Source organism: Microcoleus sp. w2-18bC1 (assembly GCF_036700365.1).
GTDB lineage: Bacteria > Cyanobacteriota > Cyanobacteriia > Cyanobacteriales > Microcoleaceae > Microcoleus.
In genome coordinates, this window is the sequence record NZ_JAUBOS010000017.1 from 61818 (window position 1) to 78264 (window position 16447).

The window sequence follows — 16447 nt, forward strand, 5'->3', positions numbered from 1 at the left end:
ACTCCTGGGGAAACTCCGACGCCGACTCCACCGACGCCAACTCCGACTCCTGGGGAAACTCCGACGCCGACTCCACCGACGCCAACTCCAACGCCGACTCCTGGGGAAACTCCGACGCCGACTCCACCGACGCCAACTCCGACTCCTGGGGAAACTCCGACGCCGACTCCACCAACGCCAACTCCGACTCCTGCGGAAACTCCGACGCCAACACCAACGCCTGCGGAAACTTCTACTCCGACGCCGACTCCAGCAGAAAATCCGACGCCAACACCAACGCCAACGCCTGCGGAAACTCCGACACCGACTCCGGCGCCAACGCCGACGCCTGCGGAAACTCCGACACCGACTCCGACTCCGACTCCAACTCCGACGCCTGCGGAAACTCCGACGCCAACACCGACCCCAACACCATCAGTACCCGTTGTTACACCAGGAAGTGATACTGATTGCATTTGCCATACTATTGAGTATCCAAAAGTCGATCGCCCAAACCAAGCTGACAACATTATCAACGGCAATGGTAGCGAGGAAATTGAGTTTGGCACGTCAGAAAATGATGCTTTTTACGGCAGTCCAAATCCGAATATTTTTGATGCGGATTTAGGGGATGATAACCTCTACGGCGGTGAAGGAAACGACCTCCTTTACGGCAACCGAGGCCATGATTTTATTGACGGCAACCAGGGAGATGATATCCTTTTTGGCGGCAAGAATAATGACATCATTTTTGGCGGTGAAGGGGAAGATATCATCTTCGGAAATGGCGGCAATGATTCAATAAATGGTAAAGAAGACGACGACTTAATTTTTGGCGGTGAAGGTGATGATTTTATCGACGGTGGCAAAGGCAGCGATCTCGCATTGGGAGGCAAGGGAAATGATATAATCTTCGGCAGCGAAGGCGAGGATTCTCTCTACGGCGATTATGGTAATGATACCCTCTGCGGAGGTGCTGGCAATAATTATCTGAGTGGAGGTGCTGGCAATGATTTGCTAGACGGGTGCGAGGGAAATGATACTTTGATTGGTGGCAAAGGTAATGATACCCTGATTGGCGGTTTGGGGGATGATTGTTTAATTGGAGGTGCTGGGATTGATCGCTTTTTACTGTCTGCCAATTCTGGTATCGATATTATTGCCGATTTTGAAGTTGGAAAAGATTTGCTGATCCTAGCTAATGGCTTGACATTCGAGCAATTAACTCTTACTGAAAATAGCGGTGCAACCTTGATTCAGTTTGGGGAAACAGGAGAAATTATAGCTGCTTTAAACGGAGTTTCTGCTAGCATAATAAGCGCCAGTGATTTCAGTTTCATTTAAACAGGCTCACCACTAATGCAGGTCGGCAACAAAGGGTATCCCGGAACTCGAATTTTTGTGCCGATCAAGCATCTGCAACCTGACGCTGCCTACCGCAACAGTCTCTTTCTCCTCTAACTCTCTCTGTGTCCTCTGTGTCCTCTGCGGTTAAAAACTCTAATTGTTATATGAATTAAAGCATTTTTTCCAGAAATTGCTTGGCGCGATCGCACTTCGGGTTACTAAAAAACTCCTGCGGCGGCACATCTTCCGCCACCTTTCCGCCATCCAAAAACAAAATCCGGTGGGCGACTTCCCGCGCAAAACCCATTTCGTGAGTTACAATCGCCATCGTAATTCCCGTTTTCGTCAAAGCTTTCATCACATCTAACACTTCTTTAACCATTTCAGGATCGAGTGCAGAAGTCGGTTCGTCCATCAACAAAATTTCCGGTTCCATAGCCAAACAGCGGGCGATCGCCACCCGCTGTTTTTGTCCCCCCGAAAGCTTAGAAGGATAAACCTCCGCCTTATCTGACAAACCCACTTTTTCCAGCAATTCTAACCCCTTCAGACGCGCCTCATCCTTAGCCACCTGCTTCACCTTTACAGGCGCATAGATCACATTTTGCAGCACAGTCATGTGCGGGAACAAGTGGAAATGCTGAAAAACCATCCCCACTTTCTGGCGGATTTTCAGAATATCTGTCTTCGGCCGAGTAATATCCACCCCGTCAATGTATATGTGTCCAGAAGTCGGAATTTCCAGTAAATTTAAACACCGCAAAAAAGTAGACTTGCCGCACCCCGAAGGGCCGATAATGGCAATCACTTCTCCTTTATGAATCTCAGTAGTTATCTCGCGCAAAACCTTCAGATTGCCAAAAGATTTATACAGGCGATCGACCTTAACTGCTAGTTTGGAGTCTACGTTCGAGTACATTTGCCCCCCAAGTTAAACTAAGCACCATCAAATAATAAATTGCGCCGACAAATATCAAAGGTTCAAAGTAAATATACTTTTCTGCTCCCACAATTGTAGCGCGACGCAGCAAGTCTTCTACGCCAATTACTGAAACTAAAGCTGAATCCTTCAGCAAAGCAATACTTTCATTCACCAATGCAGGCAAAATATTTTTCAGCGCTTGCGGCAAGATAATATCGCCCATCATCAGTTTGTAGGGAACGCCAAGGGATTCTGCGGCTTCTTTTTGACCTTTATCTACGGCTTGAATTCCGGCGCGGATTGTTTCGGAAATATAAGCCCCAGAATTCAGGAAAAAAGTAATCACCCCAGCTTGCAGCGCCGATATATTATAGCCCGTAAGCTGGGGCGTTGCAAAATAAACTAAAGTCAACTGCAAAATTAGCGGCGTTCCTCGAAAAATTGATGTGTAAGCAGTGCCAAACCAGAACAGCGGTTTAATGCTAGAAATCTTAAACAGAGACAGGACGATTCCCCAGATAAACCCGAGAAATGCCGACAGCAAGGTAAAAGTTAGCGTTACCCCAAGCCCCGACAGAATATAAGGCAAACTCGGCACGATTTTGCCAAAATCTAACCCGAACTTGGACGCTACCGCAGGCTGATTTGCTTGAGCAGCTTCTTGCGGAATCGGTCGAGAAAACCACTTAGTAGCTAGTTCCTTAATTTGACCGCTGGCTTTCATTTGCTGGAGGACTCGGTTAAATTCTGGAACTAATCTCGAACCTTTCGGAAAGGCGATCGCCGAACCGCTTTCTTCAGTATTCGGAATTGTGTTAAATTCCAAGTCTGGGTTCGCTGCTGCATAACCCGTAGCAACAGTATCCTCGATCACTCCCGCCGCAATGCGGTTCGATTTAATTTCTTGAATGATGTCAGGAATCCTATTGAGAGCAGCCAGTTGCACACCGGGCATTTTTTTCACAGCTTCCTGCTGAATGCTTCCGAGTTGAACGCCTACTTTTTTCCCGGCTAAATCTTCAGCTTTGGTCAAATTGCTGCCTTTATTGGCGACAATTGTATTTTGAGCTTCGTAGTAAAGGTCAGAAAAATCAACATTGTTTTTCCTTTCTGCTGTGGGAGTCATTCCCGCCATCACAAAATCGGCTCTGCCCGCCTGCAAAGCGGGAATTAAGCCGTTAAAATCCATGCCAATTACTTTCAGTTCGTAGCCCAATTTTTTAGTAATATATTTGGCAATATCGATGTCAAAACCGATGATTTCGTTGCCGCTAACAGCCGTATCTTTAAATTCATAGGGCGGGTAGTCTGGGGAAGTCGCCAGTGTTAAAGTCTTGTTGGCTTGGGCGTAGCTGGCGATCGCGATTAAACAAAGGGCGATCGCGATCGCCGCCGCCAGCATTGATTTTAATTTTAAACGTTTCATATCGAACATTGTCCTAAAAAATCCCCTCGCCCAGAAAATATACCACAAATCCGAATCAAGTCACCTTTGTAAAGGAAGATATACTCCTGGACGCACGGGTTGCCAGAAACCGGGTTTGATGGACAAACAAACTGCATAATTAGCCTTTAACAAGGGTAAATAACCCGGTTATAAATGTATTAATCTGCCCAGGGCTAAAGATAGATGCCGTCTGTAAGTCCTGTGTTAATTACAGGACTTACACATAAAATTTATAGTCTAAGAGTCAACTGTCAACTGTCAACTGTGTGGAATAGTGTTGCAAAAATGCTTCCAGTTCAGTCCGTCCTTGTTGGGTAATTGAGTTGTAGAAGACTTCTTTTTGTCCATTGGGAGTGTAGAAACGATAGAAGCGTCGATCTCGATCGATTTGTCGCAGGTATACTAAGGGAACGCCAACAGATGCAAGGAGTCGGGCTTTTTTGCGATCGCGCTCCTGCACCTCTGGGCGATCGTGCCAATGAGATTGACATTCTATCACCAGTTTGGCTTTGCGACTAGCACAATAACCGCGTTCCATCAAGGCGATATCGACTCTGGAACTCACCCAAAATTTCCAAAGTTCAATGGGAAGACGGGTGAAAGTTTCTGGACGAGAACAGATGATTTCTAGGGGAACTTGGGGACAGTAACGGAAGCGATCGCCTAAAATCATCTCTAGAATATCGATAGCGATCGTTTCTAACTCGTTGATGATTTCTCCGCTTTGGAATTGGGGAAATGAAGACAAAGAATTGTCATAGTCAAAGGCGTATAGCATGAGTTTTATTTCAGATTAGGGTGAGTGGGAATTAAAGGGGTTGTAGACGACTGTCCAAGCGTTTGCACCAAGAGCGGTAGCAGTCCAAGCGCCCTTCTGGTAAGGTTTGCCTTCTTTCCGAGCGCGGTAGAGAGTTGTGGTGGATACCTCCAAAAGTTGTGCGGCTCTATGGGTTGTGCAGGATTGCTCAATTACAGTTGGTTGGGATGGGAGTTTTACCCTTCTCTTTTTGTTAAGGGAGTCGATGGGAGTGGGTGGCTCGTCTGGGAAAAGGCTGAGTTGGAAGGCTGTCATAAGCTGAACCTTTGAGTGTTAATGATTCAAGCCTATTGGGGTCAACTGGATTTCTCCAGAGCAGATTGGTGAAGATCGTAAAGTTCCCCAAACTTCCCCGCTCTTTGCTGTCAGCAGCGTTTAGAAGCGGTTAATCTAGTAGGAATACAAATGAACTGACTAAATCAATGACTCGAAGACGCAAATCCCGCAGTGTGCAGGCTACTGAAGAAGGAATCAGAATACTTAAAGAATCCAAAGCTGCTAATCGTGACAGTGAAGGGCGGCGTCTGACGTTTGAGCGTATTGCAGAGAAAGCAGATGTAGATCCAAAGACAGTCAAGACCTTCTTATACGGTGGTGGAGTCGATCCGGAGTCTGCGTGGGCGATCGCTGAAAAGGGTTTTGGCTTAAAAGTGACAGATATTGTCGGTATCGAGGCGTGGAACCAGGTTTGTTCAAAGTCAAAATTACCAAAGCTTGGGCATACAGAAGGATTAGAAAATACAGTCTTAGCAACTCAGAGCAGTCTCGAACATCACAATAATATTCCTCGCAGTGGTGCTGTTGAGTTTGTCGGTCGCACGGAGCAACTTTCAGAATTGCACCCACTTCTGGAAAAAAACAATCAGGTAGCAATTGCGGCGATCGCTGGTATGGGCGGTGTTGGCAAAACTGAACTCGCGATCCAGTATGCTCAAGGTCATGCAGAAACCTACAAAGGCGGTAGTTGTTGGCTGTATCCCAAACGTGGAGACATCGGAGTTCAAATTGTCGAGTTTGCGATCGCGCATTTTCCAAACTTCACCTTACCCAATGGATTGACATTAGCTGGTCAAGTACAATTCTGCTGGCAACGTTGGAGTGAAGGTCAGGTACTAATTGTTATTGATGATGTTGCAGATTACAGGCAAATTAAGTCTTATTTACCATCTGAATCTCGCTTCAAAGTGTTGATTACAACGCGGGAAAGGCTTGGTAAACCGCTTGCTCGTCTAGATTTAGATGTGCTGAAGCCGAAAGCAGCTTTAGCTCTGCTGAAGTCTTTAGTTGAGCGAGAAAGGCTAAAACGAGAGCCTTGGGTTGCTAGAAATTTATGCAAGTGGCTTGGTTATTTGCCTCTAGGATTGGAATTAGTAGGGCAATATTTGGCACAAGATGAAGATTTATCTTTAGCAGAAATGTTGCGACGATTAAAGCAGAAACGTCTAAGACATCGAGCCTTGGAAAATCCAGAACCAACAATGACAGCTCAACTAGGAGTTGCCGATGCTTTTGAGTTGAGTTGGGAACGCCTAAATGATGCTGAGCAGAGGTTAGGCTGTCTTCTGAGTTTGTTTGCTCCAGCCCCCATTCCTTGGAAACCCAATGGATTACAGCTTGCAGTGAGTGAAAAAGATGCAAAAGCCATAAAAGAAGCATTAGAATCTCAAATAATTACTCAGGAAATACTGGAAGAATTGGAAAACTCCCTAGAAGCGACAAAAGAAGCTAAAAATAAGCTTGTTCGATTGAATTTACTTCAGCCGTGCGGTGAGGGAATTTATCGGTTTCATCAACTTATCAGAGAGTTCTTTAGGCAAAAAATGGAAGCACTACCACAGGCAGAAGAACTGAAATTTTACTTGGCAGGATATATAGCAGCATTGGCGAAACAGATACCAGATTCACCAAACCACGATGAAATCAACATTATTTTTCCTCTTATTCCTCATATAAAAGAAATCGTCAAAGAGATGAGTCAATATCTTAGCGACTCAGACTTTGGATATCCTTTTACTCTATTAATTTCTTTCTATGAAAATCAAGGTCGGTACGCTTTAGCTGCTAATTCCTGTCAGTTTTTGATGGAAAAGCTACAAACTCGTTTTCCACAAGATTTTCTTTTTGTGAATTTTGTAAAACACAGACTCGCACATTTTTATAGGTTGCAAGGCTTTTACGAAGAAGCAGAAAAACTGTGTAAAACTGTTTTTTGGTTTCTTCAAAAATATATGAATGACCAACATTTATGGCTAATAACGATCCAACATGAGCTTGCGTTAATTTACTTTTTCCAAAATCGGTATAACGAAGCCGAAAAAATATTACTAATCTGCTGGAAAACAATCGTAAATAATTCCGAATTAGATGGTTTTGATGGAGAAGAAAAATTTAAAATTAACGAAAACATTAGCGAAAATCAAACACTGAAATTTATACCTATTTTACGTCAACAAAGTTGCAAAAATCAAAGCATTGATATACTGATTATGGCCTCAAATACTTTAGGAACTTTGTATAAAGACCAGGGTCGGTATAATGAAGCTGAATCTCTACTTGAAGAGAGCTTAGATATTGCTAAAAATTTATTAGATAATAACCATCGAGCAATAGGTGTGTACAAAAATAATTTGGCATCTCTTTACAACATTCAGGGAAAATATAGACAAGCTGAAGTTCTATTTATGGAATCTCTACATAATATTAAAAAATTGTTTGGAGAGCATCATCCTGATGTAGCTTCTGTTCTCAACAGCCTAGGAAATGTCTATAGATCGCAAGAAAATTACAATAAAGCTGAATCTTTTTTAAAGCAAGCTTTAGAAATTAGGAAAAATTGTTTATCCGAGAATCATCCTGACTATGCTGTTAGTCTCAACGATTTAGGACTACTTTACACAGAGCAAGTTCGTTATACAGATGCAGAACGATTGCTTTTAAAAGCTTTAGAAACAAAGGAGAAATCGGTGGGAAAGAAGCATTTAGATTATGCTATGAGTTTGAATAATTTAGCGATTGTATACTTTTACAAGGATCAACTTAAAAAAGCCGAGTTATTATATGTAGAATCTTTACAAATAACAAGAGAAATTTTAGGAAAAGATCATCCTGATGTTGCTTCTAGTTTTCATAATTTAGCAGACTTGTACTGCCGACAAGGGAAATTTGACGAAGCAGAGGAGTTATGGAAGAAAGCTTTCACAATTGCTTTAAAGACTTGCGGGCAGGATCACCCTGATACTATTCTCTATCAAATATTACTGGCAGAGCTGCCTTATATTCGCACAATTCCTGCTGAATCTATGCAAAGGATGATAAAGGCTTTTCCTGGAAGATGTGGACTAGCAGATCTAGAATCAAAACTTAAAAGAAAATCAAAAGAGAACCGTAAAGCTCAAGGATTTAGAAACCAGAGGCAACCTCGTGCTTCAATCATTGAGGGTATTAGTAGTAAGGAAATGTTTCAAACTCCTGAGTTGTTTTACAATTTAGTTCCAGTAGCTCAAAAAATATTCTCGCAATTTAGTGAGTTAATTAAACAGCAAGCTGTTAACGGTTATCAGCAATTGGGGAAAGGAATTGTCTTAATTGAAGTACAAAAATCCTATGAGGAACTGACTAGGACTTATGTAACACAAAATAATTGTATAAACTTGTCCCAAAATGTTCCAAGTGAAATGTGGGATTCAATTCTAAGGTTTTTGCAAATGTATAATCCAAAAGATTACTTTATTGTGCTGATTGTAGATCCATTAGAAAATCCTGGCTCGAACACTTGTCATCACTATATGATGCCCCTATAAACTAAAGTTTCAGTTTTTCAACTGAAAATGATTAAGATTGAAGGTTGAGATGTACATCTGCGTTATCTGGTTCGGTGGTAAGAGAGCGATCGCACTCACACCCCCAAATCCAACTCGCTCGAAACATTTCTTCATCTTTCTCTGAATTAAGAGAATCGTCCGCTAAAACAGAGTAGGAGAATTTCCCCTACGATCGAGAGTAGATAGGCTAGCACCAGATAAAATAAAGTAAAAATTCCATCTGCACTACCCGTTGAGATGGCTGCGAGTTCTCGGTTCAAAAGTGGAGATTTTGCTACCTTGGCATTTGCGGGGGGAAATGGCTACAGAAATTCAAAATACTTGGAATTTATACAAATAGAAAGACAGAAATCGACGACAGCCGATCGATCTATTGTGGAAAACTTGCCGATTTCTGTGGAAAACCCCCCTTTTCCTGTGGAAAACAGCAACTAAATTAAGTGCGATCGCTCTAACCCGATTGATACGATTTAAAAAATTGGAGGAATTGCGGTAAGTAAAAATACTTTCCCGATTTTTCAATTAATCCGTGTATCCGTGTCAAAATCACTGGTTGTGCCTTCATTTTTCAGAATCGTAGCTAATTTGGTCGGAATGGTAAGCCGGCGGCTCAACGTGAATTAAGATGCGTACAGGGCTGAAACGTTCTTCCAAACGGGCTTCTACTTCTTCTGTAATCCGGTGAGCTGTTTCTACATCGACAGCATCCACAATCATGTGCATCTCAATAAATACTTGACGCCCTACAACGCCACGGGAGGCGATCGAGTGACAGTTGACAACCCCCGGTACATCGATCGCGATCGCATGAATAACTTCAGGTGCGATCGCCATTTCATCCACCAACCAAGGCAGATTTTCCCTTAAAACCTTCCAACCGCTGCTAAATACCAAAACAGCCACAGGAAAAGACAAAAACACATCCAGGAATTGCAGTTGAGGTATGTTTAAAACCTCTCCTTGCCAAACACCAATCAACCCGCCGATGACCATAATTGTCACCCAAACATCGCTCATCGTGTGCTGAGCGTCAGCCACTAAAATCGCGCTACCGAGACGTTGGCCAACTCTGCGCTCGTAAAAAGTGACAAAAATATTAATCCCCAGTACAATCAGCAAAATCCACAATTCATTGGGGGATATTTTAACAACTGTGCCACCTTTAAGCAACCTTTCGACAGCACCGCTGAGAATTTCAAAACAGGCAATTCCCAGAAAAGCAGCAATTCCCAGAGCTCCGAGAGCATCAAATTTTTGGTGTCCGTAGGGATGATCGCGATCGGGCTGCGGATTGGCATAATGATTAGTTACCAATCCTAAAATATTATTAGCGCTGTCCGTGACACTGTGCAAAGCATCTGCCAGCAAACTGAGGGAACCAGTCAGCCATCCCACGGCTGCTTTAATTGCCATCACCAGCAAATTTAGCAATAAGGTAATTATTAAAACCTTGCGGACTTCGGAACGGTTATCGGCAACCATAAAATATCCTCGCTCAGCCGTCAAGTTTTCTTGTTTCTAGTTTAAAGCTTATCAAGTCATAAAAGGTTAAAAGTATTGCTGAATCTAGCTTGCGACGAGATTTATATTCATTAATTTAGCCTAGCTTCTTGAGACAATTTTTAATTAATACCAGTTTCGCAGTCCAATTGAGCTGGAATGTACTTCTTTTGGGTTACTATATTTTTTATCATTAACAATAGTATGTTAAATTTCATTGCCCATGTCTCTTTCTCCGCTGACACTGAATTTAGTCGAAGGTTCTGTCTCCTTTAGCTTTTCCCCGCAAGCCGCGCGGGATTTGCAAAGCGAAATTGCAGCTTTGATGGAAAGCTTGAAAGCTGTAGCCGTCAAAACCGCTGGCGCTAAAGCTTCTCCCCAGAAACCTATGGAATATCGGTATGCAGGGGATGTATTTTTGGAAGTTTTCTGCAACCCGAATATCTGGCCAACTCCTTTTGCTGCAAAAGTGCTGATTACGGTTAGGGACGATCGCGTGCGCGTTACCACCGAAGCCGAACTCAGCCGCCTGCGCGACGATCTCGCTCAGTATATCGAACAAGTCGGTTGAGAATCTCAACCTGAAACGCTCTTGTTTTAGATTCCCGACTTCTTGAAGAAGAACAGGCTTTCCGGCCTGTTCCACAAAGAGTTAATTTTCTTGTGGGGAGTAGGGGTTGGGCTTCTAGCCCGCCCCTGAAAGGCTTATTGAAAGGGGATAGCTATCTGCCGGCGAAGCCGACCATTCCCACATTGAACCTGCATAATTCTTAGCATTAAATCCCACATTTGTCAAGACACAAGTCAACCATGCAGAACGAATTCCCCCGGAGCAATAACTCACAATTTGAGTTGACTGCGAAACTCCTTTTTGCTGCAAAATAGCGACAATTTCCCCGCGATCCAGCAGTTGTCCCTGTTTGTTCATTAACTGTTTATAATAGAGGTGAACCGCACCGGGAATGTGCCCGCCCCGCTTTTCTCCGTAAGGCCTTTTACCTGCATATTCTCGCGGCTCTCTGGCGTCAATAATGACTAAATTCTCATCTCCTAAAATAGCTTTCAATTCATCCCGCTGAATTTCCCAAGTCGAGCGGCGAGATATTACAAAATCTCCTGTTTGCGGTGGATTGTTTGCAGCTTTTACTCGATTAATCCCAGCTTTGATTAAAGCCCGATATCCTCCATCTACAAAAACGGCTTTTTCGTGTCCCAAAGTCCGCAACATCCAAACAATTCGCCCATCTTCGCCCCACCCTTTAATCTGATCGGCAACAACTATGACAGGTTTGTCTTGACAAATTCCAATTGCTTGCAGTTTTTGAGTTAAAACTGTATTATTTTCGAGAATTTTTCCCTTTTGGGGAAAGTGCGATTGAGAAAATTCCTGCCAAGTTACGGAAATAGCTGGTGGGAGACGGCAAAACCACTTTAAAATAGGTTGACGAGCATCGAGCAGAGTAGCGCCACCTAAAAGTAATTGCTTAGCTAAATCGGCGCTTACTATCCAATTGTCTGCCAAATTATACAGTAAATTCGACATAATTTATGGATTAATTTTTGCTGTACCAGCAGCGCATTCTAAAACCCCTTTGGTATTAGTTGGATTAGGTGGTTTAGTCTTGCCAGGAGCAGCATTTATACACAAGATTGTTTGGGTCTTATTTGCCACCAAAAAGACTCCTCCCACAAAACTTTTGAGATTAGCTTGCTTCGATACTCCGTAGTTAAATACAGCACCTTTTTTCACCATGCCGATCGAGTAGCTGTAATTGGCTGAGTTAGGTTTAACTTGGAGACCGAGATAAACCAATAGATTGGAAAGAGAACTTGTAAAGCCTGCTTTTTCAGCATAGTAAACTTGCTGAGCTTTATTCATCGAACCCACAATTTTTTTGGCTTGTGATTCCTTAGCTGTAAGCGTTTGTGACACTTGAGCTTCCGAGACAGGACTGAAAACAACTGGCAGAGTTAGAGCTGCGATCGCAACTTTGAGCTGCCAGTTGCGGCTGCTAGGAATCATGCTTAATTTCACAGATAACCGGCGGAATGAGCGGTTGAGCAACATACAATTAAACTAATTGTTTTGCCTGAAACTGTTTCAATGCCCCAGGAGCAACCGTACCGTGTTCTGTTATTATTCCCGATATTAATTCGGCCGGAGTTACGTCAAAAGCGGGATTGTAAAATTCGACTCCCACAGGACAAATCCGCGTAGTTCCAACTTGATACATTTCAACTGGATCGCGTTCTTCAATGGGAATTTGGCTGCCGTCGGAAAGTTCAAAATCTATGGTAGATAGAGGCGCAGCAACAAAAAACGGGACGTTGTGAGCTTTGGCAACAATTGCTAAACTGTAAGTGCCAATTTTATTCGCGGCGTCGCCGTTAGCAGCGATTCTGTCTGCACCGACAACTACTGCGTGAATCATGCCGAGTTTCATGCAGTGAGCGGCCATATTGTCGGCTATTAATGTAACAGGAATTCCTTCTTGTACGCATTCCCAAGTGGTAAGTTTTGCACCTTGGAGACGGGGCCGAGTTTCGTCTGCAAAAACTCTTCCGAGTCTTCCTTCTCGCCAAGCAGAACGAAATACACCTAAAGCAGTACCGTAGCCTGCTGTTGCTAATGCACCGGCATTACAGTGAGTTAGTAAGTTCAATTTTTCGGGTGTAGCTGGCAGAACTTCTAAACCTTTGTCGCCGATATCTTTACAAGTTTGCAAGTCTTCAGCTTGAATGGTTTTGGCCATTTCTAACAAAGTTTTTTGCACTTGTTCGACAGAACCGCTAGTTCTCTCGGCTGTTTTGAGCATTCGCGATATTGCCCAAAACAAGTTAACCGCCGTGGGACGAGTCGATCGCAATAACTCGCCAACTTGTTCTAGTTTAGTTAAAAACTCAGTACGATCGCTGGTTTCGATTTCTCGCGCCCCCAAATACATCCCGTAAGCTGCTGCTACCCCGATCGCCGGAGCACCTCGGACTATCATAGTTTTAATCGCCTCAGCCATATCTTCGTAGCGGCTAATTTCGACTACACCGTATTCTTTCGGGAGTCGGTTTTGGTCAATTAGCAGAACTCGGTCTTCCATCCAAGTGACGGGGGAAACAGGGGAGTTTTGAGCGGTCATCTATTTCTATTATGTGACGGACAAGTTTCTATGATGCCATGAAGGCGACTATTCCTCTATGTTATGAGGGACACGCTGAATTTGCCAAAATCCCAGCCCTGCGGTTTTAGCTTCGAGACTGGAGATTAGAGATTGAAGAATGGCTGGATACCTACCACTCTCTGGGTTTGGAATTTGCGTAGAGTTGGATTTTTTTTCACAAAAGTGTACTTAGTAAAAAACCGTACATTAACTTGTGTAAATTATACTTACGTTTTTTGAAAAATTTCCGTAATCGGGAACAAGCTAGCTGTACCAGGGGTCTGGTTTTTTTAAGTTGAGAATGAAAAAGTGCGATCGAGCAACTTTCCAAATCCAACAGATTTACAAGAATCACCAAAATAGATAATCGTAAAGCTTTGTCTGTACAAATTGTACTGAGTTAAAGGCAGGTTTTGTGGTAGCCGTATTTGTGGTGGATTGAAGTAGCGACTATCATCGCACGGAAACAACATTTTGAAAACCTAACTAGGTGCATGGGGAAACAGTAATTATGAAAAACCAACAAATAGTATTCGTAGATTCAGCAGTTGAAGATTGGCCAAGTCTGGCGGTTGGTGTTAAAGCGGGGATAGAGGTAATTTTAGTCGATCGGGCGCGGGACGGCATCGAACAAATTGCCGAAGCACTGCAGAGCCGCAAAGGTATAGAAAGCGTTCACATTATTTCTCACGGGGAATCGGGAAGTTTGCAGCTAGGGCAAACTCGGCTGAATTCCGACAATTTAGAAACATATCGCGACTGTTTGAAACGGTGGTTTTCGTCATCTGTCAACTCAATTCAAAATCGATTTGAAATTCTGCTATACGGATGTAACGTAGCAGCAGGTGAAAAAGGAGAGGCTTTTGTACAAAAGCTGAGCAAGTTAACAAAAGCGTCGGTTGCTGCTTCTTCAGATATTACGGGCAGTGCCGAAAAAGGCGGAAACTGGGTACTTGAATATGCTACTGGAGCGATTAAAACAGCATTGGCGATCGAGCCGGAGGTAATGGCAAATTACGCACATACCTTGGCGACGTTTACTGTTTTTAATACGGCTGACGCTGGGCCGGGTTCACTGCGACAAGCGATTACGGATGCGAATGCAGCGCCCACACCACCGCACAATATTAACTTTGCCATTCCCGGTGCAGGCGTTCAGACGATCGCACCCCTGACTGCCTTGCCAAATATTAACGTTCCCACAATCATTGACGGCACTAGCCAACCGGGGTTCGCCGGCACCCCCCTGATCCAACTCGATGGAGCAAATGCGGTTGACACGGGTTTGAGCCTCGCTGGTAGCGGTGGCAGCACTTTGCGGGGATTAATAATTAATCGCTTCACCAACAGCGGCATATCCCTCCAAAGCAACGGCAACACCTTAGTGGGGAACTACATCGGCATCAACGCCACTGACACCGCTGCACCCAACTTATTTGGCGTCCTTGTTCAGAGTGGCAGCGGTAACATAATTGGCGGGCCTAACCCGGGCGATCGCAACGTCATTTCTGGGAATACAGCCAACGGTATCGCCATCATTGGCGGTACAGGAGGCAACCAAATGCTGGGCAACTACATCGGCACCAACGCTGCGGGCACTGCGGCCTTGCCCAACGCTGTTTTCGGCATCGCCGTTCAGAGTGGCAGTGGCAACATAATTGGCGGGACTAACCCGGGCGATCGCAACATCATTTCTGGGAATACAGCCGACGGTATCACCATCGTTGGCGGTACAGGAGGCAACCAAGTGCTGGGCAACTACATTGGCACCAACGCTGCCGGCACCCTGGCCTTGCCCAACACCAGCGGCGTTAGCATCAACGGCTTACCCAGCAACACGATTAGCGGGAATGTCATTTCCGGTAACAGCATTCACGGTGCTGCCATTCTGGGTGCCGGTGCCATCGGCAATACCCTGACAGGCAACTTCATCGGCACTAACGCTATCGGCAGCGCCGCTTTGCCCAACGCTGCTTTCGGCGTCTCCATCGAGGGAGGTGCAAACAACAACATTGTTGGCGGGACAACCCTAGCAGCCCGCAACATTATTTCCGGCAACAGTAACGGTGTGGGACTGTCGGGTCCCACCACTACGGGCAATACTCTGACAGGCAACTTTATAGGCACCAACGTCTCAGGTAACGCCGCTTTGCCCAACACTGGTGTCGGCGTCGTCATCCAGGGAGGTGCAAACAACAACATTGTTGGCGGGACAACCCCAGCCGCCCGCAACATTATTTCCGGCAACAGCAACGGTAACGGCCTATCACTTTCTGGCCCCAGCACCACGGGCAACTCCTTGTTCGGTAACTTCATCGGCGTCGGCTTCGACGGTACCTCCCCCGTGCCCAATATTACTGGGGTGTTGATTGACGGAGCAATCAATAATGCGATCGGCGGTACGGCAGCAGGTCAAGGAAATACCATCGCCAACAACCTCGGTTCGGCAGTAAATATCATCGCCGGTACCGGCAACAGCATCCAAAACAACTCCATCTTCGCCAACCTTGGCTTAGGCATCGACCTCGGTAACAACGGCATCACCGCCAACGATGCGGGCGACGCCGACACCGGTGCAAACAACCTCCAAAACACTCCTGTACTCACTACCGCTACCGCCAGTGCTGGCAGCGTCACGGTCGCGGGTACTTTCAACAGCACTCCAAGTACCACATTCACCCTCCAATTTTTCGCCAACACTCCCCCCGGCACCCAAGGCCAAACCTTCATCGCTTCTATCCCGGTAACTACTGACGCCGCCGGTAACGCTGCCTTCAATCAAACTTTCCCAGCAGCAGTCACCGCAGGTCAATTAATCACCGCGACAGCAACAGACACCACTAGCAACACTTCGGAATTTTCCGCACAGCCTGTTCCCGTTGTCGTACCGCTGAGTACCATCACCGGCATCAAATTTAACGACTTTGACGGCAATGGCACGCAAGCAGCCGGAGAACTTGGCGTCGCCGGAGTTACAGTTTTCCTCGACACAAACGGTGACGGCATCCTCGGTGCCGGAGAAACTTCCGCAACGACTGGGGCCAATGGCAGCTTTACTTTCCCTAACTTGCCCGCAGGCACTTACAATGTCCGGGAAGTTGTACCGCCTGGAAGTCAAACAACTACGGCTAACCCGGTTTCAGTGATTCTGACAGCCGGTCAAACTACTCCTGCTACCGTTAATTTTGGCAACCAAGCAATACCAGTACCGCTGAGTACCATCACCGGCATCAAATTTAACGACATTGACGGCAATGGCACGCAAGCAGCCGGAGAACTTGGTGTCGCCGGAGTTACAGTTTTCCTCGACACCAACGGTGACGGCATCCTCGGTGTCGGCGAAACTTCCGCAACTACCGATGCTAACGGCGGCTTCACTTTCGGCAACTTGCCTGCGGGCACTTACAACGTTCGGGAAGTTGTGCCAGTTGGCAGTCGGCAAACTACTCAAAACCCGCC

Annotated in this window: 13 protein-coding genes; 5 read left to right on the forward strand and 8 right to left on the reverse strand. The window is 45.2% G+C overall.

Features of this window, described 5'->3' with window-relative positions; all coding sequences use genetic code 11:
• Positions 1 to 1323 (forward strand): calcium-binding protein (locus tag QT979_RS12355; RefSeq protein WP_333310203.1); only part of this gene is annotated, 1323 nt, incomplete at its 5' end.
• Positions 1324 to 1495: 172 nt separating this feature from the next.
• Here the strand turns inward: QT979_RS12355 and QT979_RS12360 are convergent.
• From QT979_RS12360 to QT979_RS12375, 4 genes are all read right to left on the reverse strand, one after another.
• On the reverse strand, positions 1496 to 2245 hold the full coding sequence (locus QT979_RS12360; protein ID WP_333211378.1) for an amino acid ABC transporter ATP-binding protein: 750 nt from the start codon (positions 2243 to 2245) through the stop codon (positions 1496 to 1498).
• On the reverse strand, positions 2211 to 3674 hold the full coding sequence (locus tag QT979_RS12365) for an ABC transporter substrate-binding protein/permease (protein WP_333310205.1): 1464 nt from the start codon (positions 3672 to 3674) through the stop codon (positions 2211 to 2213). Before QT979_RS12365 ends, QT979_RS12360 begins: the two co-directional genes overlap by 35 nt.
• A gap of 265 nt (positions 3675 to 3939) precedes the next feature.
• Positions 3940 to 4473, reverse strand: coding sequence for a DUF2726 domain-containing protein (locus tag QT979_RS12370; protein ID WP_333310207.1), 534 nt, complete (start codon positions 4471 to 4473; stop codon positions 3940 to 3942).
• 15 nt (positions 4474 to 4488) lie between these two features.
• Positions 4489 to 4767, reverse strand: a complete 279-nt coding sequence (locus QT979_RS12375) for a hypothetical protein (RefSeq protein ID WP_333310209.1) — start codon at positions 4765 to 4767, stop codon at positions 4489 to 4491.
• Positions 4768 to 4961: 194 nt separating this feature from the next.
• On the opposite strand from QT979_RS12375, the gene QT979_RS12380 reads away from it, so the two are divergent.
• Positions 4962 to 8312, forward strand: coding sequence for a tetratricopeptide repeat protein (locus QT979_RS12380; protein ID WP_333310211.1), 3351 nt, complete (start codon positions 4962 to 4964; stop codon positions 8310 to 8312).
• A gap of 258 nt (positions 8313 to 8570) precedes the next feature.
• The gene (locus QT979_RS12385) at positions 8571 to 8768 is read left to right on the forward strand and encodes a hypothetical protein (RefSeq protein WP_333220235.1); all 198 of its coding nucleotides are present in this window, start codon (positions 8571 to 8573) and stop codon (positions 8766 to 8768) included.
• 126 nt (positions 8769 to 8894) lie between these two features.
• Here QT979_RS12385 and QT979_RS12390 read toward each other — a convergent pair whose 3' ends face one another.
• Entirely contained in the window at positions 8895 to 9815 is a 921-nt protein-coding gene (locus QT979_RS12390; protein WP_333310213.1) for a cation diffusion facilitator family transporter, read from the reverse strand.
• A 241-nt stretch (positions 9816 to 10056) separates the two neighbouring features.
• Between QT979_RS12390 and QT979_RS12395 the strand changes: the two genes are divergently transcribed.
• Positions 10057 to 10404 carry a hypothetical protein gene (locus QT979_RS12395; RefSeq protein ID WP_333211364.1) on the forward strand — a complete coding sequence of 116 codons (348 nt, stop codon included), beginning with the start codon at positions 10057 to 10059 and terminating at the stop codon, positions 10402 to 10404.
• Between the two features lie 114 nt (positions 10405 to 10518).
• Here the strand turns inward: QT979_RS12395 and QT979_RS12400 are convergent, their stop codons facing one another.
• The 3 genes from QT979_RS12400 to mtnA are packed head-to-tail and all read right to left on the reverse strand — an operon-like array spanning position 10519 to position 12967.
• Positions 10519 to 11376, reverse strand: a complete 858-nt coding sequence (locus QT979_RS12400; RefSeq protein WP_333310216.1) for a rhodanese-like domain-containing protein — start codon at positions 11374 to 11376, stop codon at positions 10519 to 10521.
• A gap of 3 nt (positions 11377 to 11379) precedes the next feature.
• Positions 11380 to 11856: a type IV pilin-like G/H family protein gene (locus QT979_RS12405; RefSeq protein ID WP_333310218.1), complete on the reverse strand. Its 477-nt coding sequence runs from the start codon at positions 11854 to 11856 to the stop codon at positions 11380 to 11382.
• 49 nt (positions 11857 to 11905) lie between these two features.
• Positions 11906 to 12967 carry an S-methyl-5-thioribose-1-phosphate isomerase gene (gene mtnA / locus QT979_RS12410; RefSeq protein WP_333211358.1) on the reverse strand — a complete coding sequence of 354 codons (1062 nt, stop codon included), beginning with the start codon at positions 12965 to 12967 and terminating at the stop codon, positions 11906 to 11908.
• A 532-nt stretch (positions 12968 to 13499) separates the two neighbouring features.
• Here mtnA and QT979_RS12415 point away from each other — a divergent pair.
• The coding region (locus QT979_RS12415; RefSeq protein WP_333310221.1) for a DUF4347 domain-containing protein at positions 13500 to 16447 on the forward strand (2948 nt) is incomplete at its 3' end.